Below are 25,378 nucleotides of genomic sequence, written 5' to 3' on the forward strand. Positions count from 1 at the left end.
TGAATCTACGAGTAGCGAGCCATACAGGTGTTCTGCCCGCCGAGAACGCCGGCCCGGAACGCGTCCACCCTGGCGAAACCGCTCGGCACGGTCTTGCCCTCGGCGTCGCTGGCGGCCAGTCCGTCGCTGAGCAAGCCCGAGACGGCCTCGTCGAGATCACCTGCGGCGAGCTTGATGTCGCCCTGGTTCACGGGACGTCCGGTCTCCGCGAGCTTTCCGGTGACCACCCCGGAAAGGCACGCCGCGCGCAGTCCGGCCTTCGGACCGACGAGTTGCTGCTTGTGATTGCGCTGTACCGCCAGCGTGTATCGGGAGATGAACACCATGTAGCCGTTGTAGTCGCCGGTCACCTTGACCGGTAGCGGCTCATCCGGGTCCGAGTTCACCGTGCCGCGTTGCGCAAGTCCGGGAATGTCCGTGGCGATGAGGTTCTTTGCCGCGCAATAGGACACGGGTTCGGTCGTGACGCCGCTGCGGCAGTCGACTTTCGCCCCGCTGTAGTCGTAGGTCGGTTCCTCGGGTATCGGAAGGATCGCGGCTAACGCCTTGCTGAGTTCGATCAGATTGTTCTTGGTGATCTCGTACTCGCCCGACTCTCCGTCGAAGCTCGTCGGCAGAGTGCCGCGGCGTTGGTTGATCTCGTCGATGTCGATGCCCTTGCATGCTCGCGGTCCGTCGGTGAAGCCGACCTGGACGGCGGTGACCCGTTCGAAGGCGGAGCCGTGCACGCTCTCCGGGTCGTCAGGGTTGGAGTCGCGGATGGCGACGGTGGCGGCGAGCACCGAGTTGAGTCCGTCGGAGGTGTTGATCGTGAAGTGCGCGGCCTTGCCCTCGGCGACGTGCCGCATGAACGCGCCCGCGAAGCAGTCGGCCTGCTGCTCCTTGACGATCACCGGGTCCTTCGTGCCGACGATCTTGGCCATGGTCTGCACCGCGTGCCCGTACTCGTGCGCGAGCACCATGACCACGGCCATCTTGCCGAAGGTCTCCTCCATGGTGGGAAGTAGGACCGACCGATCCCAGCCGATGGAATTGTCCAGTCGGCAGTAGGCGGCGTTCACCAGGTGGTAGGTGGACTCCTTGCAGAACTCGACCGCGTCGGTGCGCGGGGACTTCGCGCTCCAGGACAGCAGCTTGCCGACCGGCTTGAACTCACCCTGGAATTCCTTGCCGAATTCGTCGCGCCAGTAGGTCTGGATGTCGTCGACGGCGTTGAGCGCCAGCCTGTCCATCGCGCCGCCGTCGCCGTTCGTCGCGGTCAGTGTGCTGTCCGGGACGCTGTCGCGCGGTCCGCTCGGACCGCTGGTCGTGGGCAGCCCAGCGACCTTGAACGGGTCGTCGTAGATGGAGACAGCCCTGCCGTCGACGAGCCTGGTGCAGCCTCCGACCAGCACCAGAACGGTCAGTATCACCGTAATAACCGCGGTCGCTTTGTATGTCGGCAAGGCTCCCCCTGGTCGGCCGTTATCACGTTCACGTCGGTCGCCCGGATCGGGGCAAAAGGCGCGTCGGGGGCACCGCCGGTGTCCGGGTGATGGAATAGTATCCGCTGCATGTCTTCACCGGGGGCGCAGACCATCACCGTGCGCCATGATGGAACCGAGCGGATTTTCGATTCGAGCCAGAAGGTCACGATGGGCCGGGCGCCGGAGGTGACGCTGTTCGTCGACAGCCCGCTCGTCTCGCGGGTTCACGCGACGCTCGCCTGGCAGGGCAGCGCTTGGGTGTTGGCCGATAATCAGAGCACGAACGGCGTGTTCGTGGACGCGCGCAGACTCACTCAGCCGGTGTCGATCGATCGCCCCACCCAGGTGCGGCTCGGTGACGCGATCAGCGGTCCGCTCCTACACCTGCTACCCGCGAATCCCCAACCCCCGCAGCGGCCTTCGATACGGCCGCCCCAGCCCGCGCCGCAACCGCATCCGGGTCAGCCTTCCGCGCACCAGTTCCAGCCTCCGCAGTATCAGCCTCCGCAGGCCGCGTCCGCGCCGCCGCCGAACATCAACATGACGACAAGGGCAGGCACCTCGAACGTTCCGCCGGTCCGGGCGAGGGTGTCCACCGCGCCGATCGCCCGCCCCGATCGCGTTCCTCCGAGCGGTCTGGCCATCGGCCGCACCACCGACAACCAGATCGTCGTCAACGATCCGCTGGCCTCCCGCAAGCACGCCCGCCTCGTCGCCTCCGCCGAGGGGCTGACCATCGAGGATCTCGGTTCGGCGAACGGTACCTTCGTCAACGGGCACCGCAGGCAACACGCGGTACTGCGCGAGCGCGACATCATCACCATCGGCAACGTCGACTTCGTCGTGCAGCAGGGCACGCTGGTGCACCGACAGAAGCCGGTCGCCGAACAGGGCCTCGCGGTGCACGGCGTCGGGTTCACCGTCGAGGGCAACAAGCAGCTGCTCGTCGACGTGAACATGTCGGCGAGCCGAGGGACGCTGACCGCGCTGATCGGCCCGTCCGGCGCGGGTAAGTCGACGCTCTCGCGCTTGATCGCCGGCACCACCCGTCCGTCCGGCGGTGTGGTCACCTTCGAGGGCCGCAACCTGCACGCCGAATACGAGGCGCTGCGTTCCCGCATCGGCATGGTGCCGCAGGACGACGTGCTGCACCGTCAGCTCACCGTGCGCCAGGCGCTCGGCTACGCGGCCGAACTGCGGCTGCCCCGGGACAACAGCAGGGAAGACCGCCAGGCGGTGATCGACGGTGTGCTGAAGGAGCTTTCGCTCACCGAGCACGCCGACACCAGGGTCGACCGGCTCTCCGGCGGCCAGCGCAAGCGCGCCTCGGTGGCGCTGGAATTGCTGACAGGCCCTTCGCTGCTCATTCTGGACGAGCCGACGTCGGGCCTGGACCCGGCGCTGGACCGGCAAGTCATGGTGATGCTGCGCGAGCTGGCCGACGCGGGCCGCGTGGTGATCGTGGTGACCCACTCGGTGGCGCACCTGGACATGTGCGATCAGGTGCTGCTGCTCGCGCCCGGCGGCAAGACCGCCTATTGCGGCAACCCGGCCGGAGTCGGCGCGACCCTCGGCACCAGCGACTGGGCGGAGATCTTCGCCAACGTCGCGGCAAACCCGGATCAGGCGTTCGCGGCCTACCGCTCCCGGCAGGCGTTCGCGCCGTCGCCTCCGCCACCGCCGCAGCCGTACGGGTCGGCGGGCAGTCCGCCACAGTCCAGCGGTGGCAAGCAGTTCTCGACCCTGGCACGCAGACAGTTCCGGCTGATCCTCGCCGACCGCGGCTATCTGGTGTTCCTGGTGGTCCTGCCGTTCATCCTCGGCGGGCTCTCCCTGGTGGTTCCCGGTAAGAACGGCTTCCAGCGCGGTGCGTTGAAGGCGCTACCGGACGGCACGTTCGTGCCGGAAGGCGGCGGCGAGACACAACAGCTGCTGGTGGTGCTGATCCTCGGTGCCTGCTTCATGGGCTCCACATTGACGGTGCGCGACCTGGTCGGCGAGCGGACGATCTTCCAGCGGGAACGCGCGGTGGGCCTGCTGCCTTCGGCATATCTGATGGCGAAGATCGCGGTGTTCAGCTGCACCGCGCTGCTGCAGTCGGCGGTGCTGGTGGGGATCGTGCTCGCGGGCAAGAAGCAGCCCGGTGAGGGTGCGGTGCTGGCTTCCGGCAGCGCGGAGCTGTACATCGATATCGCGTTGACCGCGGTCTGCTGTGTGGTTCTCGGTCTGTTGCTCTCCTCGCTGGCGAAGTCGAACGAGCAGGTGATGCCGCTGCTGGTGGTGGCGATCATGTGCCAGCTGGTGATGGCCGGCGGTCTCATCCCGGTCACCGGCCGGGTAGCGCTCGAGCAGGTGTCCTGGCTGTTCCCGGCCCGTTGGGGTTACGCATCCGGTGCGTCGACGGTGAATATCCGCGAGGTGTTCCTCAGCGCACAGCCCGACACGCTGTGGCAGCAGAAGCCGGAGATCTGGGCGCTGGACGTCGGGATCCTGCTGGTGATCACCGCGGTGCTGGCGATCATCACGTGGCGCCGGTTGCGACTGAAGAAGTCGGCGGCGTGACGCTTCCCGAACCGACAGCGAGTGACCCGGCTCCGCCGGGCGAAAGCGGCGACGAACCGGGGCTGACCACGAGGTTCAGCATCTCGGCCGGGAAGCGGGCACACTTATGCCTGTGACGGTGCGAGTAGGGGCAGTACATCTCGGATGGGATGTGGTGTCCGTGGCCGCGGGCGGTGGGGGCACCCCCATCCGCCCGGTGCAGGTGGAGGGTATGTGGACACCGCCGGCTTATGTGCTGGCGGATTCGTCGGGTCGGTTGTACACCGCGGGTGCGGAACGGAGGAGGCCTGATCTGGGGATGGCGATCGCCGACGTGCGCGACATCCTCGGCCATCCGCAGATCGTGGTGGCGGGCGCGACATGGCCCGCCGAGCTGGTGTTCCGCGCGCGGTTGTACAACCCGCTCGCGGAGATCGGCAAGCACGTGCGTGGCAAGCCGGACCTGGTGGCGCTACCCTTCCCGGACGGCTGGCCGGACGACAAGGTCGATGTCTACGCCACGCTGGTGGAACAACTCGACGTCACCGTCGAGCCGCTGCCGGAGAGCGTCGCGCTGTCGGGCTACGTGCGCGCGCTCGGGCTGGTGCATCCGCCGGACCAGGCCAGGCCGCACGGCATCGGCGCGACGGGCGTGTACTCCGACGGCAGGACCATGCTGGTGGTCGCCGTGCATGGCGACGACGAGCAGCCCACCGAGTCGGTTGATGTCCCGGTCGACGCCGAGGCCATGCGCGACGCGCGATCGGCCGACAACGTGGTGATCGAGGTGATGGCCGCGGCCCGCTCGATCGGCGCGGATACCTCTACGGTCCTGCTGTCCGGCAATGTGTGCTTCAACGACGCGCTGCGCCTGGCCTTCCAGAATCATCTCGGACATCGGCTGCAGGTGGCCGACCATCCGATGCACGCGCTCGTGCTCGGTGCCGCGCACTTGCTGGTGACCGACACCGAGTCGGGTGAGCCGGTGTCGGCGGACAGGCAGGCCGAACCAGCGCCCGGCCCTGGGTCCCCGGTGGATACCGCCAGGCAGCAGGCCGAATACGCTCAGCAGCAAGCCGCCGCTCAGCAGCAAGCCGACGCGGGGCACCGTCGAACCGAGACCGGATCGCGGCGGCCGGAGGAACGGCCGCCGCAGCAGCCGGACACCGGGCAGCGCGGAACGGAGCAGCCGCCGTTCCGATCGGTCCCCGGCGTCCAGTACGGCCCCGGGTATCCCAGCCAGCAGGAGGACCCGACCACCCCGATCGGGCGCGAGCAGGTGCCGCACGGCCTCCCGCCCAACCTCGCCGAGCTGGGCAGCCGCTTCACACGTCCACCGAGCCAGCACCCCGACGAGCAGCAGAGGCGCCGGCAAGGCGATCTCGGCGGCCCGCCGCAGGGGCCGCTTCCCGGTGGCCCGGTGCCGCCGCTCGGCCCGCGGCCCTCATACCAGGGCGCGCCGGACCAGCAACTGCCGTACCAGGGAGCACAGGAGCCGTACCAGGGTGCGCAGGCGCAGCAGCGCGGCGGGCACCAGCAGGAACCCGGCAGGGAGTCCGACGACGAGGACCGGTCCCGCAAGGGAAAGCGCTGGAACAAGATGAAGGGCAACTTGTTCGGAGCCAACACCGTGGTCGGCGCGGTGGCGCTCGCCATGATCGCGTTGCCCTCCGGCGGTGATCGGGTCGAGCTTGCCGCGGAAGCCAGCGGTGCTATCTCGAGCGACCTGCGAGCAGTAGCCGGCCATGTGGGCTCAGTCGCCCTGGACAACGAGGTGGCGCCGGGCGGGACGGAGCCGATCATGTGCGAGCTGACCCCGCACGCCATCAACCAGCCGAAGCCGGGGATCGCCACCGCCAGGGGCAGCCAGTCGGGAGCGCAGGCCGACGAGAGCGGCGTCCCGGAATGCGGACGGCCCGGCATCGACACCCTGCGCTACGTGGTGCCCGGCCCGCCCGGAGCCATCGACCCCGGTCCGCCGTTCGAGATCTGACGCGATTTCTTTCCGGCCGGGCACCGCTGGTATCGTCGCTCGTTGGCGTGTGGAACGCTCGGTCGATTGCGTTCGGATCGGTCCGGTCGTCCATCGAGTCCCGGGTCTCCACCGGCCGCCGGAAAAACATCTCGACCACACGCTCGGCTGGCAACACCAACGACAGACAGGGAAGCACTGTGCCTACGTACAGCCCCAAGGCGGGTGACGTGACCCGTAAGTGGTACGTCATCGACGCCACTGACGTAGTGCTCGGCCGTCTCGCCGTCCAAGCAGCGAATCTGCTGCGTGGCAAGACGAAGCCGACCTACGCCCCGCACGTCGATGGTGGCGATTTCGTCATCATCATCAACGCCGACAAGGTTGCCATCAGTGGCAACAAGCGGCAGGACAAGCTGATCCACCACCACTCCGGGCACCCGGGCGGCCTCAAGTCGCGCACTGTCGGTCAGGTGTTGGAGGCCCGTCCCGATCGGCTCGTCGAGAAGGCCGTCAAGGGCATGATCCCGAAGAACAAGCTCGGCAACGCGATCGCGGGCAAGCTGAAGGTCTACGCGGGCCCGACGCATCCGCACGCCGCCCAGCAGCCCATTCCGTTCGAGATCAAGCAGGTGGCCCAGTGACCGCTCCTGAGGAATTCAACGAAGACGCCGTCGAGGAATTCGACGCTGTCGAGGCCGTCGAGGACGGCGCGGGCTACGAGGACTCTGAGGTCTCGGCGACCTTCGCTCCGATCGTGATCGACCGTCCGGTGCAGACCGTCGGCCGCCGCAAGGAGGCCGTCGTCCGCGTCCGGCTACTCCCCGGCTCCGGCAACTTCGTGCTCAACGGTCGCACCATCGAGGACTACTTCCCGAACAAAGTGCACCAGCAGCTGGTCAAGTCGCCGCTGGTGACCGTCGAGCGCACCGAGTCCTTCGACGTGCACGCCCGCCTGGTCGGCGGCGGCCCGTCGGGCCAGGCAGGCGCCCTGCGTCTGGCCATCGCCCGCGCGCTGATCGAGGTCACCCCGGACGATCGTCCCGCGCTGAAGCGGGCAGGCTTCCTGACCCGTGACCCGCGTGCCACCGAGCGCAAGAAGTACGGTCTGAAGAAGGCGCGCAAGGCGCCGCAGTACTCGAAGCGCTGATTTCGGCGTCGTCGACCTCCGGCATCCACCACCCTGGCGGTGCCGGAGTCTGCGGGAGTGGTCAGGCCGGAGGCGGTAGCCTGCGTAACCATGAGGACCGCTCACGCTGGGTACGGTCGACGTGGCAGCTGTACGAGAGCAGGCTTCCGGCGAACGGCTGGTTGCCTGCTCTTGCTGTATGTACTTGCGGCGTTCGCGGGGCCCCTTCGTAGTTACACGGGCTGCCGCCTCCGGGCCTGTCGCTCACGCCGCAGATCCACCGATTAGGGGCGAGGTATGGGACGGTTGTTCGGCACCGACGGGGTCCGTGGGCTTGCCAATGAGTCGCTGAGTCCGGAACTCGCGCTGCGCGTTTCGGGCGCGGCCGCGCAGATTCTGAGTCGCGGCAAGAAGCGTGCTCTCGCGGTGGTCGGCCGTGATCCGCGGGCCAGCGGGGAGATGCTGGAGGCCGCCGTGACCGCCGGACTGACCGCGGCGGGAGTGGATGTGCTCTCGTTGGGGGTGCTGCCAACGCCCGCCGTCGCCTACCTCACCGGTCTCTACGACGCCTGCCTCGGCGTCATGATCTCCGCCTCGCACAACCCCATGCCGGACAACGGGATCAAGATCTTCGCCGCGGGCGGGCACAAACTCGACGACGCGATCGAGGATCGGATCGAGGCGCTCATCACCGAAAACGCGCCGTTCCGGCCGACCGGCGATGGTATCGGGCGGGTGCGCAATGCCTCCGGTGCGCGCGACCACGGGCTGGTCATCCCGGATCTGTACAGTGTCGCGGGCACGCACGAGCGCTACGTCGAGCACCTGGTGGAGGCGACCGGACAGGACCTGTCCGGGCTGACCGTGGTGGTCGACTGCGCACACGGTGCCGCCGCGGAAGTCGGGCCCGCCGCATACCGCGAGGCCGGGGCGACGGTGATCGCCATCAACGCCGAGCCCGACGGGCTGAACATCAACGACGGCTGCGGCTCGACACACCTCGACCAAGTCCGTGCGGCTGTGCTGACGCACGGCGCCGATCTCGGCCTCGCACACGACGGTGACGCCGACCGCTGTCTGGCCGTCGACGCCGAAGGCAACGTGGTCGACGGCGACGCGATCCTGGCGATTTTGGCGCTGGCCATGCACGAGGCGGGCGAGCTGGCGGCCAATACCCTGGTCGCCACCGTCATGAGCAACCTCGGCCTGCACATCGCCATGCGCTCGGCCGGAATCACCGTGCGCACCACCGCGGTCGGTGACCGCTACGTGCTAGAGGAACTGCGGCGCGGCGGGTACACGCTGGGCGGCGAGCAGTCGGGACATGTGGTGTTCCCCCGCTACGGCACCACCGGGGACGGAATCCTGACCGGACTGCGTCTGATGGCCCGGATGACGGAGACCGCGCGCACTCTCGCCGATCTGGCCGGCGTTTTGCAGACCGTGCCGCAGATATTGGTGAACGTGTCGGTGAGCGACAAGTCCGTGGTCGCCACCGCACCCGAGGTGCGCGACGCGGTCCTGGAGGCGGAACGGATTCTCGGCGATTCCGGGCGAGTTCTGCTGCGGCCCAGCGGAACCGAGGAACTGGTGCGAGTGATGGTGGAGGCCACCGACCTGGCGCAGGCACGGCAACTGGCGGACGACCTCGCCAAACGAGTCAGCTCTGTTTGATTTGCAGCGCACTCTTGCCGGCTAACCGCAACGGGCGTCGACAGGTGTCGAATTTCGTGTCCTATGGCTGAACGTGTTCGTGCTGATCGCTGTGTGTCGGAGCCACCGATACCGATGGTTCGAGCGTGGCTGCGATCGCGGCCGCACACAGCAGGGCCGCCGCGGCTGTCCATCCGGCAGCGCGCAGGCCTGCAGTGATGCCTTCTGCGGTTTCCGGGTCGCTGGTGGTGTTGGTGACGGCTACCAGGACGGCCAAGCCGACGGCGCCGCCGATCTGCAGGGTGGTGTTGGCGAGTCCGGAGGCGATGCCCTGTTGGGCGGGGACGATGTCGGTTGCGGCGGCGACGAACATGGTCGCGTAGGTGAAAGAGCCTGCGCCCCAGATGACGATGCCCGGCAGCAGTGCCCAGTAGGAGCTGCCGGCGCTTATCGCGGCAGTGAATGCGAGCATGCCGATCGCGTTGACAAGCAGGCCGACCCACAGCGTGGTGCGCAGGCCCCAGCGTTGCAGCAGCGGGGCCACCAATCGCTCGGTGGATACGATGGCGATCAGGGTCAAAGGGAGGAACGCCAGGCCCGCATGCAATGCGTCGAAGCCGAGCACGTTTTGCAGGTAGACGGTGAAGACGTAGTACTGGCCGCTGAGTGTGCCCATGAAGATGAACATGACCGCCATTGCCGTAGTGAGGCTGCGGATGCGCAGCAGTTGCAGCGGCATCAACGGATCGCGGGCCCTTCGCTCGATAAGTACGAAGAGCGTCAGCAGACCAGCGCCGGCGGCAATGGCCCCGGCACCGTGCGGGCTCGTCCAGCCGGCCTCTGGCCCGCTTGCCAACCCGAAGACCAGCAGGGAGGCGCCGAGGGTGGCGACCAAGGCTCCGGGCAGGTCGAATCCGTCGCGGATACGTGGCGACGGATCGGCGGGCAGCAGGCGCTGCGCCGCCAGCGCCGCGACCGCCGTCAATGGAATATTGACGAAGAACACCCATTGCCAGCCCAGGGTGTCGGCGAGCACACCGCCCAGCAGGGAACCGGCGGCGAGGCCGGCGCCGCCCGCCGTACCCCAGACGGCCATCGCTCGGTTGCGTTGCGGTCCTTCAGCGAAGACGGTGGCGATCAGTGCAAGGGTGGCCGGGGTGAGCAGTGCGCCGCCGAATCCCTGGATCGCGCGGGCGCCGATCAGCATGCCTGGTGCGACCGCCAGACCGCCGAGCAGCGAGGACGCGCCGTAGACGGTCAGGCCGAGCATGAACAGGCGGCGCCGGCCGAGCCGGTCGACCGCGCGTCCGCCCAGCAGCAGCAGTCCGCCGAGTCCGACGGCGTAGGCGCTGACCACCCATTGCAGGGATTGGGTGGAGAAGCCGAGGTCGTGGCCGATGCCGGGGAGGGCGACGTAGACGATGTTGTAGTCGATGGCGATGATGAACTGGGCAAAAGCTAGCAGCACAAGGGTGAATGCGTGCCGTGGCTGCGTGGGAGAGGTCATCCGGGGTTTCCTCTGCGGGTATCAGTGGCGAGTTTCGGAAGGTTCACAACGACTGCAGGAACCGGATGAGCACCTCGTTCACCCGGTCCGGTCGTTCTTGCTGAATGGCGTGGCCGACCCCTGGCAGCACGACGGTCTCGCGTAGGTTGAGGAAGCCGCTGCCGCCCGACATCAGTTGCTGGGATTGGGGCAGAGCCAGTGCGCCGTCGCGGCCACCGATGAGATACAGCGCCGGTGCGTGGACTCGGTTGTCCCGCCACGCCGCGGACAGTTCCCAGTTGCGGTCGAGGTTTCGGTACCAGTTGATGCCGCCGGTGAAACCGGACTTCTGGAATTGGGCCGCATAGGTTTTCGCGTCCTGCTCGCCCTCCCAGTCCAGTAGTGTCGGCGTTTCATCGGCTAGGGAGTCGACGATCGTGCCGCCGCCGGGAACCATTCCGCTCCACCCCGGTCCGTCACCGGAGGCAGTGCGGAAGATCCGCCGGAACAACCCCTCCGGGTCGTGTTCCAGGGCCGATGCCAATGCCGCGTCGGCGACGCCGGGCTGCTGGAAGTGCACGATGTAAAAGGCCTCACCGAGAGTGGCACGCACATCGGCAATGGGTGTGGCCGCGCCACCTCGAGGTTCGGCGAACCGGTCGGGAATGCTCAGCCCGGCCACGCCGGTTACCCGCTGCGGATACATCTTTGCCATCTCCCAGGCGACGATGGCGCCCCAGTCGTGGCCGATCACCGTCGCCCGCTGTTTGCCGAGCACGTCGATGAGTCTGGTGACATCACCGACGAGATGCTTGATGGTGTAGTCCTGCACGCGCTCGGGCACGTCGGTGTCGCCGTAGCCGCGTTGGTCGGGGGCGACGACGTGATAGCCGGCTGTGGCCAACGCGGGAATCTGGTGCCGCCACGAATACCACGACTCGGGCCAGCCGTGCAGCAGCAGCACCAGCGGCCCGGTTCCGGCCTCTGCGATGTGCATCCGAAGTCCGTCGACGTCGACGGTGCGGTGGGCGACTTCGACTTGCTCACGTTTTACGGCAGTCATCAGTTCGTTCCTTCTGGTCGAATTCAATTGGGAAAGTGATGGTTTCGAACCGACTCAATCGAAGGCGGCGGGGTCGATCGCTGCGGCCATAGCCCGGTAGCCGGTGTCGTTGGGGTGCAGGTGGTCTCCGGAGTCGTAAGCCGCATGCAGCCGGTCCGGGTCGGTGGGTCCGCGCAGGGCGGCGTCGAGGTCGATGATCGCGTCGTACTCGCCGCAGGTTCGGATCCACGCATTGATCGCGGCGCGTTTGTCCTCGCTACGAGCGGTGGACAACGGCGACGGTTTCGCGGGCGACAGCGTGGCGGCGACCACCCGCAGGCCGGCGGCGCGGGCTTGGCGGATCAGATCGCGGTGTCCGGCGATGACCTCGTCGCAGGACACCGCGGTGTACGGCTCGAAGATCGGCAGCGGGGCGGTCTCGGAGACCTCGCTGAGGCCGATGTCGTTGATACCCAACAGGATGACGACGGTGCCGATGCCAGGCTGTGACAGGACGTCGCGGCGGAATCGGGAGGTCGCCTTCGCACCGAGCCACGCGGAATCGACGGTGAGCCGATTGCCGCCGATGCCGTGATTCAACACCGCGCGCGGCCGACCTGTGTTCGCCAGACGCTCGGCCAGCATGTCCGGAAACCGGCGGTTGGCGTCCGGGGTGCTGAACGTTCCGTCGGTCAGGGAGTCACCGAAAACCACCACGCCGGCAGACCGAGCCGGACCGCCGGCCACGTCCACTCCGCTCAGGTAATACCAGGACTGCGAGGTCTCGGTGAACACTCCGCCATCGCTGTCGGCGCAGTGGCCGCCCGCAGCGCGATAACTGGTAGCCAAGGCCTGAGCGTGAAAGGTGGCGCGGCCGGTCGGCGCGGCCAGGTACATCGTCACGGCAATCGAATCCAGCGGCGCCGACCGGAAAGCCACCGGGTCGCTCGCGACTTCGGTGCCAACAGGGATCGCGAACCTCGGTGCCCCATCGACGCTCAGGTGCCGCACGGTGCCCGGCTCGACCGCGCCGCCGCCACGGCTGACGGCAACGGTCGCCGCGGTGACCACCAGCGGCGTGCCACCGAAGGCGTTCGACAATCGAACACGCAACCTGTCACCGCCCACGCTGAGCCGTAGCACCTGGCGCAGCGTCTGATCAGTGAAACCCTCCTCGGACCAATTCGGGTCGAAGCCGGCACTCGGCCGCTGCAACGACGTCGCCCATGCCGCAGCCCACCGATCCCCGGCCACCACACCAACTGACACCGCAGCCCGATCTGGATCGGCCGTGGCGATGATCGATCGTGCCCCTCGACTGGTCGACCGCGCGCCGCCGTCGACGATCTTGGATTCACCCATGACATGACCGTATGAACCAAAGACCGGATGATGAATGGCCTGACGTCTTGATTTTTTGTCTGATCGTCTGGATAAGCCGACGGTAGGATATCTGCGTGGACGTTCTCAGCGACGTGCTCGCCGCCATGCGGGCGGGCCAGCCGTACGCCGGTCGCAGTACCTGCAGCGCCCCGTGGGGTGTGCGGTTCCCCGCTAGCGACGCGGCCTGCTGTCACATCGTCCTGCAAGGCGGCTGCAGCCTCATCCCGGCCGGCGGCGCCCCGGTGCCTATGGGCGTCGGAGACATCCTGTTCACCGGGCCCCAACACGCTCACACGCTGTCCGACCAACCCGACAGTCCGGCCGTCGACTTCCAGCCCAACCGCGGTAGCGGCTACTCCGTCGTGGAACTGAACATCCCCGGCCGCGGTGCCACCACCGAAATGCTGTGCGTCTGCTACACCTTCGACCTTGCACGGCCGCACCCGCTGCTCGACACCCTGCCGCCGGAGATCCACCTCCCCGCCCGAGTCGGCAACCACAGCGCGTTGCGCACAACCGTCGACATGCTCGGCACCGAGCTACACCAACCACGCTCCGGTACCAACGCCATCCTGCCCGCCCTCATCGACATGCTGCTGCTTCACGTGTTACGGGCCTGGCTCGACGAACACGCCGACCACACCACCGGATGGGCCACCGCACTCACCGACCCAGCGATCGCCACCACCCTGCACCACATCCACCACCAATTCGAAAAACCTTGGACCGTCGAAGAACTGGCCAAACGAGCCGGTATCTCCCGCGCCACCTTCGCCAAACGCTTCACCGCCGCCGTCGGCCAGCCACCCCTGACCTACCTCACCTGGTGGCGGATGACCACCGCTGCCCGGCTACTGCACAACACCGACACCCCCATCCACACCATCGCCCAACGCAGCGGATACCGTTCCGAATACGCCTTCTCCAAAGCATTCAAGCGCGAATACGGCATCCCCCCGAACCAATACCGCCGCCAGCGTCCCGCCACGGCAACGCAACGGTGGATCCCACAGACCATGGCAACATGAATATCCGCCCATGCCGTAATCGCGCGTCAGATAGCACTGATCAACAGAACCAGGGTTGCCACAGATAATGGGCTGACGCCCGACGGGACGCCTACCTGCGCCGACTGCGCCGGATTCCGATCAGAGCGTCTCGGTGAGGGTGCCCGCTTCCATGTGCCAACGGCGGGTCGCGTGGATAGTGTCGAGCATGCGGCGGTCGTGGGTGACCAGCAGCAGTGTGCCGGTGAAGGATTCGACTGCCTGCTCCAGTTGTTCGATGGCGGGGAGGTCGAGGTGGTTGGTCGGTTCGTCGAGCACGAGCAGGTTGACGCCGCGGGCCTGGAGCAGGGCGAGGGCGGCGCGGGTGCGTTCGCCGGGAGAAAGGGTGTCGCAGGGGCGCAGTACATGCGGGCCGCGCAGGCCGAATTTGGCCAGTAGCGTGCGGATCTCGGCGTCCGGCCAGTCCGGCATCTCGGCGCCGAAGGTGTCGGCCAGCGCGATGGTCCCGCGGAACAGGCCGCGCGCCTGGTCGACTTCGCCGATCTCGACGCCGGAGCCGAGGCTCGCGGCACCGCTGTCCGGCGAAATCCTTCCGAGCAGCAAGGCGAGCAACGTGGACTTGCCGGAGCCGTTCGCGCCGGTCAGCACAATGCGATCGGCCCAGTCGATCTGGGTGGTAATCGGCCCGAGGGTGAAATCGCCGCGCGTGACGGTCGCGTTCGAGAGCGTGGCCACCACCGAGCCGCTGCGCGGGGCGGCGGCGATGCTCATACGCAACTCCCACTCCTTGCGCGGTTCCTCCACCACCTCCAGCCGTTCGATGCGGCGCTGGGTCTGCCTGGCTTTGGCGGCCTGTTTCTCGGTGGATTCGGCGCGCATCTTGCGGCCTGCCTTGTCCGAGTCCACCTTCCTGGGGTCGCGCGCCTTGCGGCGGGCGTTGCGAACGCCGTGTTCGAGCCAGTTGCGCTGCATCTGCGCGCGAGACTCCAGGCCCGCCTTGGTGTCCGCGAACTCTTCGTAGGTCTCCCGCGTGTGCTGACGGGCGATCTCCCGCTCCATCAGGTATGACTCGTAGCCGCCGTCGTACATGCCCACCTGCTGCTGCACCAGGTCCAGCTCCACGATCCGATTGACGGTGCGCGCCAAGAACTCCCGGTCGTGGCTTATCACCACCAGCGGAACACGCACGCCGGTGACGAACTGTTCCAGCCGGGCGAGGCCGTCCAGATCCAAATCGTTGGTCGGCTCGTCCAGCAGCAGGATATCGAAGCGCGACAGCAGGACCGACGCCAATCCGGCGCGGGCGGCCTGGCCACCGGACAGGCCGGTCATCGGCGTATCGAGGCCGTTCGGCAGACTGTCGGCCAGGCCGAGATCGGCCGCCACCTCGTGGGCGCGCTGGTCGAGGTCCGCGCCGCCGAGTGCGAGCCAGCGCTCCAGCGCGGGGGAGTATTCGTCCGCGCCGCCCTCGGTGAGTCGTTCGGCGGCCGCGTCCATTATCTGTTGCGCCGCGGTGACTCCCGTTCGGCGACCGAGGAATTCGAGCACTGTCTCGCCCGGCACCCGCTCCGGCTCCTGCGCCAGGTAGCCCACTGTGGCGTCCGGCGGGCTCAATGTGATGCTGCCGGTCGGCGCGTGTCGATCGGCGAGCATGCGCAGCAGTGTCGACTTGCCCGCACCGTTCACGCCGACCAGACCGATCACATTACCTGGCGCGAGGGTGAGGTCGAGGTCGGCGAACAGCGTGCGTTCGCCGTGACCCGCGGACAGCCCGCGGGCATGCAGAGTGGTGCTCACCTGGACGAGTCTGCCGTGCTCGGGGTTGAACCCTGAGAGCGGGCCCTGGAGAAATCAGGGTCGGTATCGGTCGCCGGGCCGATGTCGCGGCGCGCGTCGCCCGGCAGAGTGGAGTTCGTAGCGATCACCACCAGAGAAGGAAGACCAATGACCGCCCCCACCCGTCGTTTCGTCCGTTCCGCCCACGACAAGTGGATCGCAGGTGTCTGCGGTGGCATCGCCGACTATCTCGGCTGGAACGCCAACGTCGTCCGTCTGCTGTTCGTGGTGTCGTGCCTGCTGCCCGGCCCGCAGTTCGTCATCTACCTGGTGCTGTGGCTGCTGATGCCCAAAAAGTGACTCGAGCCTGTGCGGGATGACAGGATGGGGCGATGCCGCTCGCGGCACCGCATGAGTCCCGCTGAGGAGGAGTCTTGGTCACCTCGGGCGAATTCCCCGGTCTGGATCTACCCGGCGTCGACGCGTCCTCGCCACTCGACGGCCTGGGTGCGGTCGAACTGCACCACCCCACCCAGGACATCGACGGTGACGGCACCCTCGATTCCGTCACCACCACCGGTGACGAGGCGATGCAGGTCTGGACCGACTACGACCACGACGGCTTCGCCGACCACGTCACCGTAGTGGAGAAAGACGGCGACTACGCCGCCTGGGAGTTCCACCGCCACCCCGACGGCACCTCGGAGTGGCTCCGCACGGACAAGGGCAAGATCGGCAACTGACCCGACACACGCGCTGCGCCGTGTCCCGGTCATAGCAGATAGAGCCGCTCATTCGGCAGGCGCCGAAGCCCATCCGGATCGAGGAAGGGCTCAACGTCATCGAGTCGTGGAACCGCGCCAATAGCGGCTGAGCGTAAAAGAAGTCACTCGCATGCACCGGTGTCTGAGCAGGAGGTGATCTGGTCCACGAGCTCGCGCAGCGGGGCCAGGATGTCGGCGAGTTCGTCGCCGTTCAGGGCGTACAGCCGAAGCGTGCCTTGGCGTTCGACGGTGAGCAGTCGCGCTGCTCGCAGAATCTTCAGGTGATGCGAGACCGCTGGTTGGGAGAGGGCGAGCTGCGCGGCGATCTCTCCCACGCTGGACTTTTCCCCGGCTTTCAGCAGCAGGGCGATGATCGCCTGGCGTCGGTCGTCTCCGAGTGCGGTGAACAACGGCTGGCATTCGGTGAACTTGGCCAGAATGCCCTGGGCGGCGGTCACATCGTCGCCCGATCCGAGAGACTGCTTCGGAGCTCGCGCAGCCGGGTCACCGGCAACGCATGAGCCTCGCCCTCGGCGATCCAGCCAGCGAGCATCAGTCTGGTCTGATCGGCCACCTTGGTGAAATGGGCTTCAAGGTACCGAGCCAGGTCGAACGGGGTCAGAACAGGCAACAACCGCAGCGCCATCTTCACCACCAATTTCGGCGCGCGGCTCTGGCGTCCTCCGGTCTGCGCGGCCACGATCGCCGACGCTTCAGCGCTGGCTTCGGCCGCCGGACCGACGTCGGAGAGCAGAGCGGGAAGCGACCAGCTCGCCACTTCCAAGGCTGCGATGTAGGGCATGGTCAGTGCAGCGATGCCCTCGCTGGCACCGGCCTGAGTGGAGGGCCGGGCACGCAGGCCACCGGCCCGCAGGGCGGTCGCCACCGCCTCGACCCGGGTCCGGTCGGCCCGGTCACCGAGAACCTTCAGAGTCGAGCCGGGGGGCATCCAATACGCGATTCCCGGTGCCGGAACCTCAGCGGTCAACGGTGCGGAGTAGGCGAGCATGGACGGCACGACCTGCACGACCTGCTCAGCAGGCCAGACTTCCTCCAGTACGGCGCGGTCGTGAAGATCTTGACCGATGCTCACCACGGTCGCGGCGCCGATCGCGTTCCGCAGGTCGGACAACCACGACCCGCGCAGCGCGGTCGAGGACACGCACAGCCAGACCATATCCCACGTCCCGTCCGGGATCTCGGCGTGCACCCCCTCGGGCCGGAGCTGTTGGGTGACCGGTTTTCCGAGCCTGCGCAGCTGATACAGCGTGCGGCCCGTGTTGGCCCATCCAGTCCGTCCGGGCTTGACCAGATAACTCATGGACGCGCCACCGAACCCGAGCCGCATTCCGAAAACCTGGCCGAGCGCGCCGTCACCAACTATCAGAACCCGCATTTTTTGCTCCATTCAAATATTTGAATGGAAGAATACATGACACACAAAGGAACACCGCCGGTTCGTCGAGTTCGCCGACACCGTCAAACGCGACCGCACCATCGGAATCTGCTACGGCGCAGCAGGAATCGGAAAAACCCTGTCCGCCTCCCGCTACGCCCGCCGGGACAAAGCCGGACACCTGCTGCGCACCTGGGGTATCCGCGAGGGCTCCGACAAAGAGGTCTACGCTGCGCTGTCCCGGTCATAGCAGATAGAGCCGCTCATTCGGCAGGCGCCGAAGCCCATCCGTATCGCCGGGAATCACAGTCACCGCGCCGTGACCCTGGCGGATGTGCCAGTCCTGCGCGAACCGGAATGCAGCGGTCAGGCAAGCGACGAAGTCCATGCGCACGCCATGTAGATGAATGCTCAGGTGTACGTCCGGCTCTTCCGGCCGCGGGGATGCGTCGACGCTCACGATCTTCACCGGCCCCGATCTCGGAAGAAATCGAAGTCGTTGCGTGTCACGATGACAGCGGCCACGAATGTCGCGCATGCGATCTGTTCGCCGGGCTTGTCGGCGCACTCCCGATGCTGGTGTATCGCGGCCACGGCATCGTGTCGGCTCCGCACCGGCCAATGCGGATTGTCGTGGCGCTGTCGGTCGTCCTGCGCTCGCCGTGAGTCATCGAGAGATGCCAGCACCGGATCGGCATCCATCACCGATCACCGCATCCGATCTCGTCGGTCGCCAGCCCGGGATTGAACAGGTCATCGATTACACGGGCGCCGGTGTAGGAGCAGCCGTTGCCCGCCAGTCCGGTGTGCTCGCCGATTACGCCATCGGCTACGGGAGCCACACCGACGCAGCGTGAGCACCCAACGAAGACGAGGACGTCAGCGTCGAAAACCGCACCCACACAGGCCGACAACCGAATCGACGGCCCAGGCGCTGCCTCAGGCATGCACTGCCGCTCTCCGGGATGCCGGTCCGTCGCAGTTGCGAATCGCTTCGACCACCGCCATTCCCGACGGGCGGAACTCGTCGCGAGGTGGCGTTACCCAGACCCGGAATCCGGCGCTGCGGGCGACCGGCGACGGCAACGCGATCTGCGCGCCCACGCGGGAGACGGAGACATTGAGCCGAAACAACTCGGCGAACAACGTCGTCTCGTCGGGTACGTCCGGCACCACGATGAACGTCCACCGTTTCGAACGCGGATGCGAGACAATCGGCCCCAACCGCACCCCCTGACTCTGCATACGGCTCTTCACCGCACCGCCGAGCCGCATCGGCATGGTGATCGCGCCGACACTGCCCGCAGGCACGATGATGCGCCCGCCCAGCTCCGGCTGAACAATGGCCGGTAGCCCACAACTCTGCCGATAGAACCGGCACCGCGTCGTCGGCGTATCGGCCTGCACCAGCGGCGAAACCCGTGTGTCGTCCAACCCCATCCCCGTATCTCCTTGCTCGTCGTGTGAGGTGCACCCGACGCCGAGGAGCAAGCGCCACCGACGGACCGCTCACGGCCATCGGTGTGCCGCTGCGAGGCGGCATCAACCCGGCGTCGGGTGCACTTCTGAGAGTCGCTGGTCGGCTGGTCCGATCCCAGGCACAAAACCGCACGGAAGTAATACGCTTCCGGCATACGGCATTGCAGGCACGGACAGGGGCGGCAATGATTGTCAGCAAGTGGACAGGCGTGGAGGTCAGAGCCCTCCGCACGGCCGCGTGTCGGATGACCCAGGAAGAGTTCGCCGAAGTCTTGGGCTTTCAGCCTCCGACGGTCCGAAAGTGGGAGCGCACTCCTGCGTCGCGCCCGCTCCGAGGGCAGTCCGCAGCTGCGATGGACACCCAGCTGGCAAGCCTCGACGCGGCGCAGTTGGCTCGCTTCGAGGCCACTGTTATCGAGGCGCTGCTGGGCGTGGGATCAACTGGCGGCGTCGACGGTGGAATGCCCGTTACGAAACGGGATCGGCCGGGCGCCATCGAATCCGACGTCACCCACCAAGTCGGCTGGGAACATGTAGCAGAGAAGGACGACGACATGAAACGGCGACAACTGCTCGTCGGTGGGACCGCGGCCGGTCTCACCGTACTTGCCCACCAACACTTTCCTGCCCGCATCGGCATGTCCGACGCCGAACGCCTAGCGGAGAGAGTAGACGGCTACGTCACCATTGAACAGAAGGTCGGGGGTGGTGCGCTGGCCACAGCTGCCCGAACCGACCTCGAACACGCCAAGATGGTGCTGGCGACCAGCGAAATCGACAGCGTCGCGGCACCGGTGTTTACCTCGGCAGCTGGAAATATGGCGGTCACAGCTGGATGGTTGTTCTACGATGCCGACGACCAACGTGCGGCCACTCGCTGCTACAGCGACGCGATGGCGTTGGCCAACCACGTCGGGGACGACGAGTTGGCCGCTCACACATGCCTGAACGTCGCCCTCCAGACCATCGCCCAAGCCCGGCGTGGTGAAGCACACCCGCAATACGCCTTACGGTCCACGCTGCGGGCCGCCGACCTCACACGACGACAATCCTCCGGCCGAATCCATGCACTGATCGCGTCAAGGCAGGCAACTGCATACGCGTGCCTCGGTGATCGGTCGGCCTTCACCCGGGCCGTTGCTACCGCATGGCGGGAGATGGACCTGGCATACGACCACGAACCGTTCGAACGGTGCCCTGACTGGCTGAAATTCATGTGCCACAACGAAGTCCGGTACCACGAAGCGTGCGGCTACAGCTACCTCGGTGAGGCTTCCAGGGCGACCGAGCTATTCGAACAAGTTGCTACTGAGCGCGCCGGGCAACGTAACTCCGCCACCTATCGCGCCTGGCTCGCATCCTCGCTGGCAGAAGTCGGCGACATCGACGACGCCATCACCGTGGCCACCGACGTCATCGCCAACCTCGCCGACGGAATCTCCTCCAGCCGCACGCTACGCGTGCTGGAACCAGTCCGCGCAGCCGCAACCAATCCTCGCCACGAAGACTTCCAAGAACGATACGATCAATTCTCGGTCCGAGTATGAGGTGGGTGTCGATGGCGAAAGATGTTGTCCTACAGTCACTTTCTGGTGATGCGGCACGCATGATCGGCGATACGATCGCGGACGTCCAGGCCCGCGGGTATGTCGATGCCATAGCAACCGGTAATCCCTTCGAGTCCACCGAAGCATTCATGGAGCGGTTCGAGGTCTACTCGGCCATACCAGGCTTTTCGATGGTTCTCGCGACTGTTGACGGAGAACCCGTCGGCCAAGCGTTCGGCTGGCCGCTGGGTGTCGACACCACATGGTGGACAGGGCTCGTGCTGGACCCTGGACAGCCCCAGGAGGAGTTCACCTCCGAGAACGGGACAAGGACCTTCGCACTCAGCGAGCTCATGGTCGACAAGAAACGTGTCGGCCAGGGCATCGCCGGTGTCCTGTACCGCGGCCTACTAGAAGATCGACCAGAGCGACGGGTCACCTGGTTGGTCAACCCAGCAAACGAGAACGCTTACGCGATCTATCGGCACTGGGGAGCGCGCCGCATCGGCACTCTTCTCCCGTCCTGGGAGGGGGCGCCCCAATTCGACGTTCTGATTGTCGACTCGAGCCCGTGACCGAACACGCTCAGTAGATGAAGCATTCCGGTTCGATACCGGGCGTCTACTGCTGTTCGTGTCTGGAATATCGACCTACATGGGTCGCATTGCTCGAGCCCGCCTCGTCCAGGACGAAGCACTGCACTCGTTCGATTCAGGTCGTGGTAGTCGCGCACCCGAGTGTGCGTGCGTGAGCGAGATCAGCTACTCGCTGACTACGGACTTCTCAATTCCTGGATGTAGATGTCGAATTCCGGTGACACGAACGCCGGTGTGTCTTGCCGCCCGACGAGGCGCCATCCACCGATCGCCTTGTAGAAGGCGTGCGAAGCTTCAGCCTGCGGCTGGACCGCCAGCGTCGCGCGCTGCTCGGGTCGGCTGTCGAGCAGAGTGTCGAGTAGTCGGCGGCCGATGCCTTGTCGGCGCGTCGATGCCTGGACGGCGAGATCGATCACCGCGAAGGTCCTGCCAGGCCACTCGCGCGTGACGTCCGGAGGCACCGGCTGTTGGAACCCGTCCCACCATCCGGTGTTGGCAGTCAGTGCGTTCCCGTAGACGAAACCAATCAGAGTGCCACGGGATTCGGCGAGAGCGATGCCGAAGCTCGGCCGGGTGATCATGCTGTTGAGCATCTCCCGATGTCGCTGCGACTCGGTCGACGGCCAGATGAACGGGGGTGCCGAGAACGCCTCGTCGTACAGCGCGCAGATCGCGTCGAGATGCTGTCGCGCGTTGTCGGCGGTTCCGAGCCGGACCGACACCTCGTCGTTCATGGACCCGACCATAGATGCGACCCGCCGAGCTCGAGTAGAAGATCGAATTAACCTGTTCACCACCACACCGCGCAGACCCACAGCAAGGAGTAACCGTGCCGCCCGTACAGGTCGCCGTCTGTGGTCCTCGGCATTGCACCGATACCGATGAAGCGAACGCTCGAGAGGTGGGACGGTTGCTGGCCGAGGCAGGCGCAACTGTGCTGTGCGGTGGTGGAATCGGCGTAATGGCCGCGGTCGCCGCTGGTGCCGCCGCGGCGAAAGGTTTGGTCATCGGTGTGCGACCCGATACCAACCGGGACGCGATTTGCGATGGCCTCTCCGCGGTGCTGTACACGAATATGGGTGAGGCCAGGAACGCCATTCTGATCTGGTCGGCCGACGCCGTGATCGTTATCGGCGGTTCATGGGGCACCCTGTCCGAACTCGCACTGGCCAATCGGCGCGGTGGTGTGCCGGTCGTCTCCCTCGGCGGGTGGCAGCTAGTGGACGGAGACGGCAATCCCGTCATCGCGTCGAAAGTCGCCGAAAGCCCCGGGGAAGCAGTGGGTATCGCGCTGGCGGGTTGACCGCACGGATTCGCCGAAATCAGTGACACCGTGGTGGCGGTGAGATTTAGGTGAGAGATGGGTGAAACGTCGACGTCGGATGCTGGCTGCGAAAGAAATCCCGCCAGCGAGGAGTTGCACCCATGGCTGTATCGAAAGCAGTTGTCACCGTTGATGTCGCAGCAGGTGATGTGTTGTGTCCGGCCTTGTCCACCACTGATCCGAGTGCGGTGACCAAGGCCGTGCGCGCGGCGTTGGTGGCGGGTACCGTGCCGGTGGGCATCGCGGTCGCTCCGGCGGCCGCCGGAGCGGTGGTGGAGTACTACACCGCCGCCACCGCGGTTCCTGCCGCGACGACCGGGCTCGGGGCGGGGCTTGCGGGCGCGGTCATCGTCGACGAGACGGGGCGGTGCGCACGGCGCAACCCGGTGTCCGACGAGGATTTCGTCGTCGGACAGTGCGACGCGGCCGGGAGGCTGACCATCCGGATAACCCACACCTTCGCCAATGTGCGCGACTTCGGTGCCAGGGGCGACCAGTCCGGCGACGACTGGCCCGCCATCGACGCGGCGCGGCGGTCGTTGACCAGCGGCACACTGTACTTTCCTGCGGGCACCTATCGGACCAGTCGACCGATCTACTTGGGCAATCAGAACGGGATCGAGCTGCGTGGTGCGGACAAGGACCTGACCGACATCCGGTTCGTCGGCGGACACGGTCCCGCGATCTGCCTGTCGGCACCGATCGGCGGGCACCTGCCCACCGGCGACGCGCTGCTGACCGGGCCGGGTAAGGCGGGCGTGCTCGACGCCGGCAATGCCCGCACCCTCGACCTGCGCGACACCGCCGTCGTCGACCTCGATGGTGCCAGCGAGTTCGCCATCGAATGCACGGTGGCGCCCGACGCTGTCGTAGGCGCCTGCGCGGTGCTCACCAGCTCCGGCAAGCGGCTGCCCAGCGAGCCACAGCACAGCGCGTTCCGGCTGTTCCTGGTCGAGGCGCCGGGTGGGTTCACCGTGTCGGCCACCGTACGGATCGGCACCGAGGAGGTGACGGTGGTGCACAACACGCCCATCCCGCTCGGACGCACCACCTATCTCGGGCTGGTGTGGAACGGAACGACGTTGTCGCTGTATGTCGGCGACCCGGGTGCCACCATCACCCCGCACACCGCGACACCCGAATCGGCAGCCAACACAACGCTGACCCAGGCCATCGAGGAAGGCGTATACCTCGGTATCTACAGCGGCAACAGCTGGCCGGCCTTCTCGCCGTTCTTCAAGTCCTTCACCGGGCGCATCGACTCGATCCGCATTTCCGACCGGGCCACCATCACCGGCCCCGAATTCACCGCGCCGACCGCGAAATTCCCCACCGATGACGCGAGCAACCGGGGCCGCACCCGGCTGCTCATCAACTTCGACCGGGACGTCGACGTGTTCACCGTCGGATACAGCTGGTACCAGCACGACAGCGCGATGCCGGTCTACTTGCTGTATCTGCGCGACGACCAAGCCGGGTGGTGTGCGGCACAGATACGAGACCTCACCGTCCAGTCCCTCGGCATCGGCATCCAAGGCCAGGTGGCCGCGGGTTCACAGATCGAGCATGTGCAGATCATGGACGCCAGGGACGGAATCCGGCTGCGCAATTTCAGCTACCTCACCGGCCTGGAATACGTGGCGATCGGCGCACGGCGAATCGGAATCGGGCTGGACCAAACCGGGCTGATGAACGTCAAGCGGTACACCTCCAGAGCCGCCCAGTACGAATTCACCGCCACCGGCCAGGTCGGGGTAGTCGCGCGGGACTGGTACATCGGCGCGGGTACGAAGTCGATCGTGCCGATCCTGCTGAACGGTGAACGCCGCAGCTACTTCCACGGCACCGGGATCGCGATCACCGACGAAGACCTCAGTCGGGTGACCCCGGACAAGCATGTCCGGGACGCCAGCGTGATGACCGCGAACATGGGTGAGGTCACCTTCGAATCCTCGATATTCGAGGCGGTCAAGTCGACCGGGCGGCCGTGCCCGCCGGTTGTCATCGACTACTCCGAAATAACCACCAACGGAATTATCTCCTACGGTAATTCGACCTTCGTCAACTGTGGGTTCGAACCCGGCGCGTTGGCCCCGGCGAACATCATCTTCTCCGGCGCGACCGCGCCGTTCCCGGTGCGGATGATCGGCAACCGGACCAGCAACCCGAACATCCCGTGGACCCAGCCGCGACACCGCCAGCGGCTGTCTTTCGTCGGTGGCTGCGTGTCCAGCACCGACACCGGGCTGACCCAATGGCAGGGCACCAGGGACTGGGTGTTCGCCGTCGACGCCGCCACCGGCACCCCGCGCGCCGTCGAGCGGGAACGGCAGGCGACCACCACCCCTGCGGCGGGCGCGTCGGTCGACCTGGCCACGGTGGCGCTACCGACCGGGACAGTGCGATGCCGGGCAGAGGTACTCGCCACCGGCCCGAACGGCCAAGCCGCGCTGTGGACGTTGGAACAGGGGTTCAGCGGCGGCACCGGATGGTCGGACACCACCCGGGTTGTCAGCTCCGCCGGGACCAACGGCGGGGCCGTGCCGTCAGGCTGGCTGGTTCCGCAGGTCGTCACCGCGGCCGACAGGATCGTCGTCCGGTGCACCGCGCCGAGCGGGACAGTGATCGGGTTCACCGTGAAATTGAGCGTGTTGGAAGGGATCTCGGTCTAGAAAGGTGGCCTCTCGCCAGGCAACGACCAGGTTCAGCGTACCGAGGTCTCTCCGATCGACGACCACTGATCTGTGCTGGTTGTGGCCGCTGGGCGCGGACAGTAGGTTTCTCGGGGCATCGAGTCGATCGGAAGCCGGGGAACCG

General features: G+C 66.6%; 23 protein-coding genes. 12 read left to right on the forward strand and 11 right to left on the reverse strand.

Annotation, left to right across the window (positions count from 1 at the left end; genetic code table 11):
- Positions 1-5: 5 nt before the first annotated feature.
- On the reverse strand, positions 6-1,541 hold the full coding sequence (locus tag OHB12_RS29505) for a neutral zinc metallopeptidase (RefSeq protein WP_327121593.1): 1,536 nt from the start codon (positions 1,539-1,541) through the stop codon (positions 6-8).
- A 12-nt stretch (positions 1,542-1,553) separates the two neighbouring features.
- Between OHB12_RS29505 and OHB12_RS29510 the strand changes: the two genes are divergently transcribed.
- The 5 genes from OHB12_RS29510 to glmM all read left to right on the forward strand — a co-directional run bounded on the left by OHB12_RS29510 (position 1,554) and on the right by glmM (position 8,782).
- Positions 1,554-4,028 carry an FHA domain-containing protein gene (locus OHB12_RS29510; RefSeq protein ID WP_327112738.1) on the forward strand — a complete coding sequence of 825 codons (2,475 nt, stop codon included), beginning with the start codon at positions 1,554-1,556 and terminating at the stop codon, positions 4,026-4,028.
- A 106-nt stretch (positions 4,029-4,134) separates the two neighbouring features.
- Positions 4,135-6,000: a hypothetical protein gene (locus tag OHB12_RS29515; protein ID WP_327112740.1), complete on the forward strand. Its 1,866-nt coding sequence runs from the start codon at positions 4,135-4,137 to the stop codon at positions 5,998-6,000.
- A 179-nt stretch (positions 6,001-6,179) separates the two neighbouring features.
- Positions 6,180-6,623, forward strand: a complete 444-nt coding sequence (rplM, locus tag OHB12_RS29520) for a 50S ribosomal protein L13 (RefSeq protein WP_327112742.1) — start codon at positions 6,180-6,182, stop codon at positions 6,621-6,623.
- Positions 6,620-7,129: a 30S ribosomal protein S9 gene (gene rpsI / locus OHB12_RS29525; RefSeq protein WP_327112744.1), complete on the forward strand. Its 510-nt coding sequence runs from the start codon at positions 6,620-6,622 to the stop codon at positions 7,127-7,129. The genes rplM and rpsI overlap by 4 nt, the downstream gene beginning before the upstream one ends.
- A 276-nt stretch (positions 7,130-7,405) precedes the next feature.
- A complete protein-coding gene (glmM, locus tag OHB12_RS29530; protein WP_327112746.1) occupies positions 7,406-8,782 on the forward strand; it encodes a phosphoglucosamine mutase in 1,377 nt (458 codons plus the stop codon).
- A gap of 61 nt (positions 8,783-8,843) precedes the next feature.
- Here glmM and OHB12_RS29535 read toward each other — a convergent pair whose 3' ends face one another.
- The 3 genes from OHB12_RS29535 to OHB12_RS29545 are packed head-to-tail and all read right to left on the reverse strand — an operon-like array spanning position 8,844 to position 12,651.
- A complete protein-coding gene (locus tag OHB12_RS29535) occupies positions 8,844-10,268 on the reverse strand; it encodes an MFS transporter (RefSeq protein ID WP_327112748.1) in 1,425 nt (474 codons plus the stop codon).
- A gap of 43 nt (positions 10,269-10,311) precedes the next feature.
- Complete coding sequence (locus OHB12_RS29540; RefSeq protein ID WP_327112750.1) at positions 10,312-11,310, reverse strand: alpha/beta fold hydrolase; 999 nt, start codon at positions 11,308-11,310, stop codon at positions 10,312-10,314.
- A 54-nt stretch (positions 11,311-11,364) separates the two neighbouring features.
- Complete coding sequence (locus OHB12_RS29545; protein ID WP_327112752.1) at positions 11,365-12,651, reverse strand: SGNH/GDSL hydrolase family protein; 1,287 nt, start codon at positions 12,649-12,651, stop codon at positions 11,365-11,367.
- Positions 12,652-12,746: 95 nt separating this feature from the next.
- On the opposite strand from OHB12_RS29545, the gene OHB12_RS29550 reads away from it, so the two are divergent.
- Positions 12,747-13,700: an AraC family transcriptional regulator gene (locus OHB12_RS29550; RefSeq protein ID WP_327112754.1), complete on the forward strand. Its 954-nt coding sequence runs from the start codon at positions 12,747-12,749 to the stop codon at positions 13,698-13,700.
- Positions 13,701-13,820: 120 nt separating this feature from the next.
- Here the strand turns inward: OHB12_RS29550 and OHB12_RS29555 are convergent, their stop codons facing one another.
- Positions 13,821-15,476, reverse strand: a complete 1,656-nt coding sequence (locus OHB12_RS29555; protein WP_327112756.1) for an ABC-F family ATP-binding cassette domain-containing protein — start codon at positions 15,474-15,476, stop codon at positions 13,821-13,823.
- Positions 15,477-15,623: 147 nt separating this feature from the next.
- Here OHB12_RS29555 and OHB12_RS29560 point away from each other — a divergent pair, with 147 nt between their 5' ends.
- A complete protein-coding gene (locus OHB12_RS29560) occupies positions 15,624-15,815 on the forward strand; it encodes a PspC domain-containing protein (protein ID WP_327112758.1) in 192 nt (63 codons plus the stop codon).
- Positions 15,816-15,889: 74 nt separating this feature from the next.
- Positions 15,890-16,198, forward strand: a complete 309-nt coding sequence (locus OHB12_RS29565; RefSeq protein WP_327112760.1) for a DUF6802 family protein — start codon at positions 15,890-15,892, stop codon at positions 16,196-16,198.
- A 143-nt stretch (positions 16,199-16,341) separates the two neighbouring features.
- On the opposite strand, the gene OHB12_RS29570 is transcribed toward OHB12_RS29565, so the two are convergent.
- The 5 genes from OHB12_RS29570 to OHB12_RS29590 form a co-directional block, all read right to left on the reverse strand.
- On the reverse strand, positions 16,342-16,677 hold the full coding sequence (locus OHB12_RS29570) for an ArsR/SmtB family transcription factor (protein ID WP_327112762.1): 336 nt from the start codon (positions 16,675-16,677) through the stop codon (positions 16,342-16,344).
- Complete coding sequence (locus OHB12_RS29575) at positions 16,674-17,615, reverse strand: hypothetical protein (protein WP_327112764.1); 942 nt, start codon at positions 17,613-17,615, stop codon at positions 16,674-16,676. Before OHB12_RS29575 ends, OHB12_RS29570 begins: the two co-directional genes overlap by 4 nt.
- 244 nt (positions 17,616-17,859) lie before the next feature.
- Positions 17,860-18,084, reverse strand: coding sequence for a hypothetical protein (locus tag OHB12_RS29580; RefSeq protein ID WP_327112766.1), 225 nt, complete (start codon positions 18,082-18,084; stop codon positions 17,860-17,862).
- A 232-nt stretch (positions 18,085-18,316) separates the two neighbouring features.
- Complete coding sequence (locus tag OHB12_RS29585) at positions 18,317-18,562, reverse strand: hypothetical protein (protein WP_327112768.1); 246 nt, start codon at positions 18,560-18,562, stop codon at positions 18,317-18,319.
- Positions 18,555-19,055 carry a DNA-directed RNA polymerase subunit beta gene (locus OHB12_RS29590; RefSeq protein ID WP_327112770.1) on the reverse strand — a complete coding sequence of 167 codons (501 nt, stop codon included), beginning with the start codon at positions 19,053-19,055 and terminating at the stop codon, positions 18,555-18,557. The genes OHB12_RS29585 and OHB12_RS29590 overlap by 8 nt, the downstream gene beginning before the upstream one ends.
- Before the next feature lie 224 nt (positions 19,056-19,279).
- On the opposite strand from OHB12_RS29590, the gene OHB12_RS29595 reads away from it, so the two are divergent.
- Together OHB12_RS29595 and OHB12_RS29600 are read left to right on the forward strand one after the other, a co-directional pair.
- The gene (locus tag OHB12_RS29595) at positions 19,280-20,641 is read left to right on the forward strand and encodes a helix-turn-helix domain-containing protein (RefSeq protein WP_327112772.1); all 1,362 of its coding nucleotides are present in this window, start codon (positions 19,280-19,282) and stop codon (positions 20,639-20,641) included.
- A gap of 59 nt (positions 20,642-20,700) precedes the next feature.
- On the forward strand, positions 20,701-21,216 hold the full coding sequence (locus tag OHB12_RS29600; RefSeq protein ID WP_327112774.1) for a GNAT family N-acetyltransferase: 516 nt from the start codon (positions 20,701-20,703) through the stop codon (positions 21,214-21,216).
- Between the two features lie 197 nt (positions 21,217-21,413).
- On the opposite strand, the gene OHB12_RS29605 is transcribed toward OHB12_RS29600, so the two are convergent.
- The gene (locus OHB12_RS29605; RefSeq protein ID WP_327112776.1) at positions 21,414-21,971 is read right to left on the reverse strand and encodes a GNAT family N-acetyltransferase; all 558 of its coding nucleotides are present in this window, start codon (positions 21,969-21,971) and stop codon (positions 21,414-21,416) included.
- A 95-nt stretch (positions 21,972-22,066) separates the two neighbouring features.
- Between OHB12_RS29605 and OHB12_RS29610 the strand changes: the two genes are divergently transcribed.
- Both OHB12_RS29610 and OHB12_RS29615 read left to right on the forward strand, forming a co-directional pair.
- Positions 22,067-22,540: a dethiobiotin synthetase gene (locus OHB12_RS29610; RefSeq protein WP_327112778.1), complete on the forward strand. Its 474-nt coding sequence runs from the start codon at positions 22,067-22,069 to the stop codon at positions 22,538-22,540.
- Between the two features lie 122 nt (positions 22,541-22,662).
- Positions 22,663-25,233 (forward strand): glycosyl hydrolase family 28-related protein, encoded by a 2,571-nt coding sequence (locus tag OHB12_RS29615; protein WP_327112780.1) that lies wholly within the window; start codon positions 22,663-22,665, stop codon positions 25,231-25,233.
- The last annotated feature ends 145 nt before the right edge of the window (positions 25,234-25,378 follow it).

This window comes from Nocardia sp. NBC_01730 (assembly GCF_035920445.1).
GTDB lineage: Bacteria > Actinomycetota > Actinomycetes > Mycobacteriales > Mycobacteriaceae > Nocardia.

What these genes read in the sequence shown, in the direction of transcription:
- OHB12_RS29585 (WP_327112768.1), bottom strand. Translation starts at nt 18,562, where the DNA reads ATGCCTGAGGCAGCGCCTGGGCCGTCGATTCGGTTGTCGGCCTGTGTG.
- OHB12_RS29600 (WP_327112774.1), top strand. Translation starts at nt 20,701, where the DNA reads ATGATCGGCGATACGATCGCGGACGTCCAGGCCCGCGGGTATGTCGAT.
- OHB12_RS29575 (WP_327112764.1), bottom strand. Translation starts at nt 17,615, where the DNA reads ATGCGGGTTCTGATAGTTGGTGACGGCGCGCTCGGCCAGGTTTTCGGA.
- OHB12_RS29545 (WP_327112752.1), bottom strand. Translation starts at nt 12,651, where the DNA reads ATGGGTGAATCCAAGATCGTCGACGGCGGCGCGCGGTCGACCAGTCGA.
- OHB12_RS29605 (WP_327112776.1), bottom strand. Translation starts at nt 21,971, where the DNA reads ATGAACGACGAGGTGTCGGTCCGGCTCGGAACCGCCGACAACGCGCGA.
- OHB12_RS29515 (WP_327112740.1), top strand. Translation starts at nt 4,135, where the DNA reads ATGCCTGTGACGGTGCGAGTAGGGGCAGTACATCTCGGATGGGATGTG.
- OHB12_RS29535 (WP_327112748.1), bottom strand. Translation starts at nt 10,268, where the DNA reads ATGACCTCTCCCACGCAGCCACGGCACGCATTCACCCTTGTGCTGCTA.
- OHB12_RS29590 (WP_327112770.1), bottom strand. Translation starts at nt 19,055, where the DNA reads ATGGGGTTGGACGACACACGGGTTTCGCCGCTGGTGCAGGCCGATACG.
- OHB12_RS29560 (WP_327112758.1), top strand. Translation starts at nt 15,624, where the DNA reads ATGACCGCCCCCACCCGTCGTTTCGTCCGTTCCGCCCACGACAAGTGG.
- OHB12_RS29595 (WP_327112772.1), top strand. Translation starts at nt 19,280, where the DNA reads ATGATTGTCAGCAAGTGGACAGGCGTGGAGGTCAGAGCCCTCCGCACG.
- OHB12_RS29510 (WP_327112738.1), top strand. Translation starts at nt 1,554, where the DNA reads ATGTCTTCACCGGGGGCGCAGACCATCACCGTGCGCCATGATGGAACC.
- glmM (WP_327112746.1), top strand. Translation starts at nt 7,406, where the DNA reads ATGGGACGGTTGTTCGGCACCGACGGGGTCCGTGGGCTTGCCAATGAG.
- OHB12_RS29540 (WP_327112750.1), bottom strand. Translation starts at nt 11,310, where the DNA reads ATGACTGCCGTAAAACGTGAGCAAGTCGAAGTCGCCCACCGCACCGTC.
- OHB12_RS29615 (WP_327112780.1), top strand. Translation starts at nt 22,663, where the DNA reads ATGGCTGTATCGAAAGCAGTTGTCACCGTTGATGTCGCAGCAGGTGAT.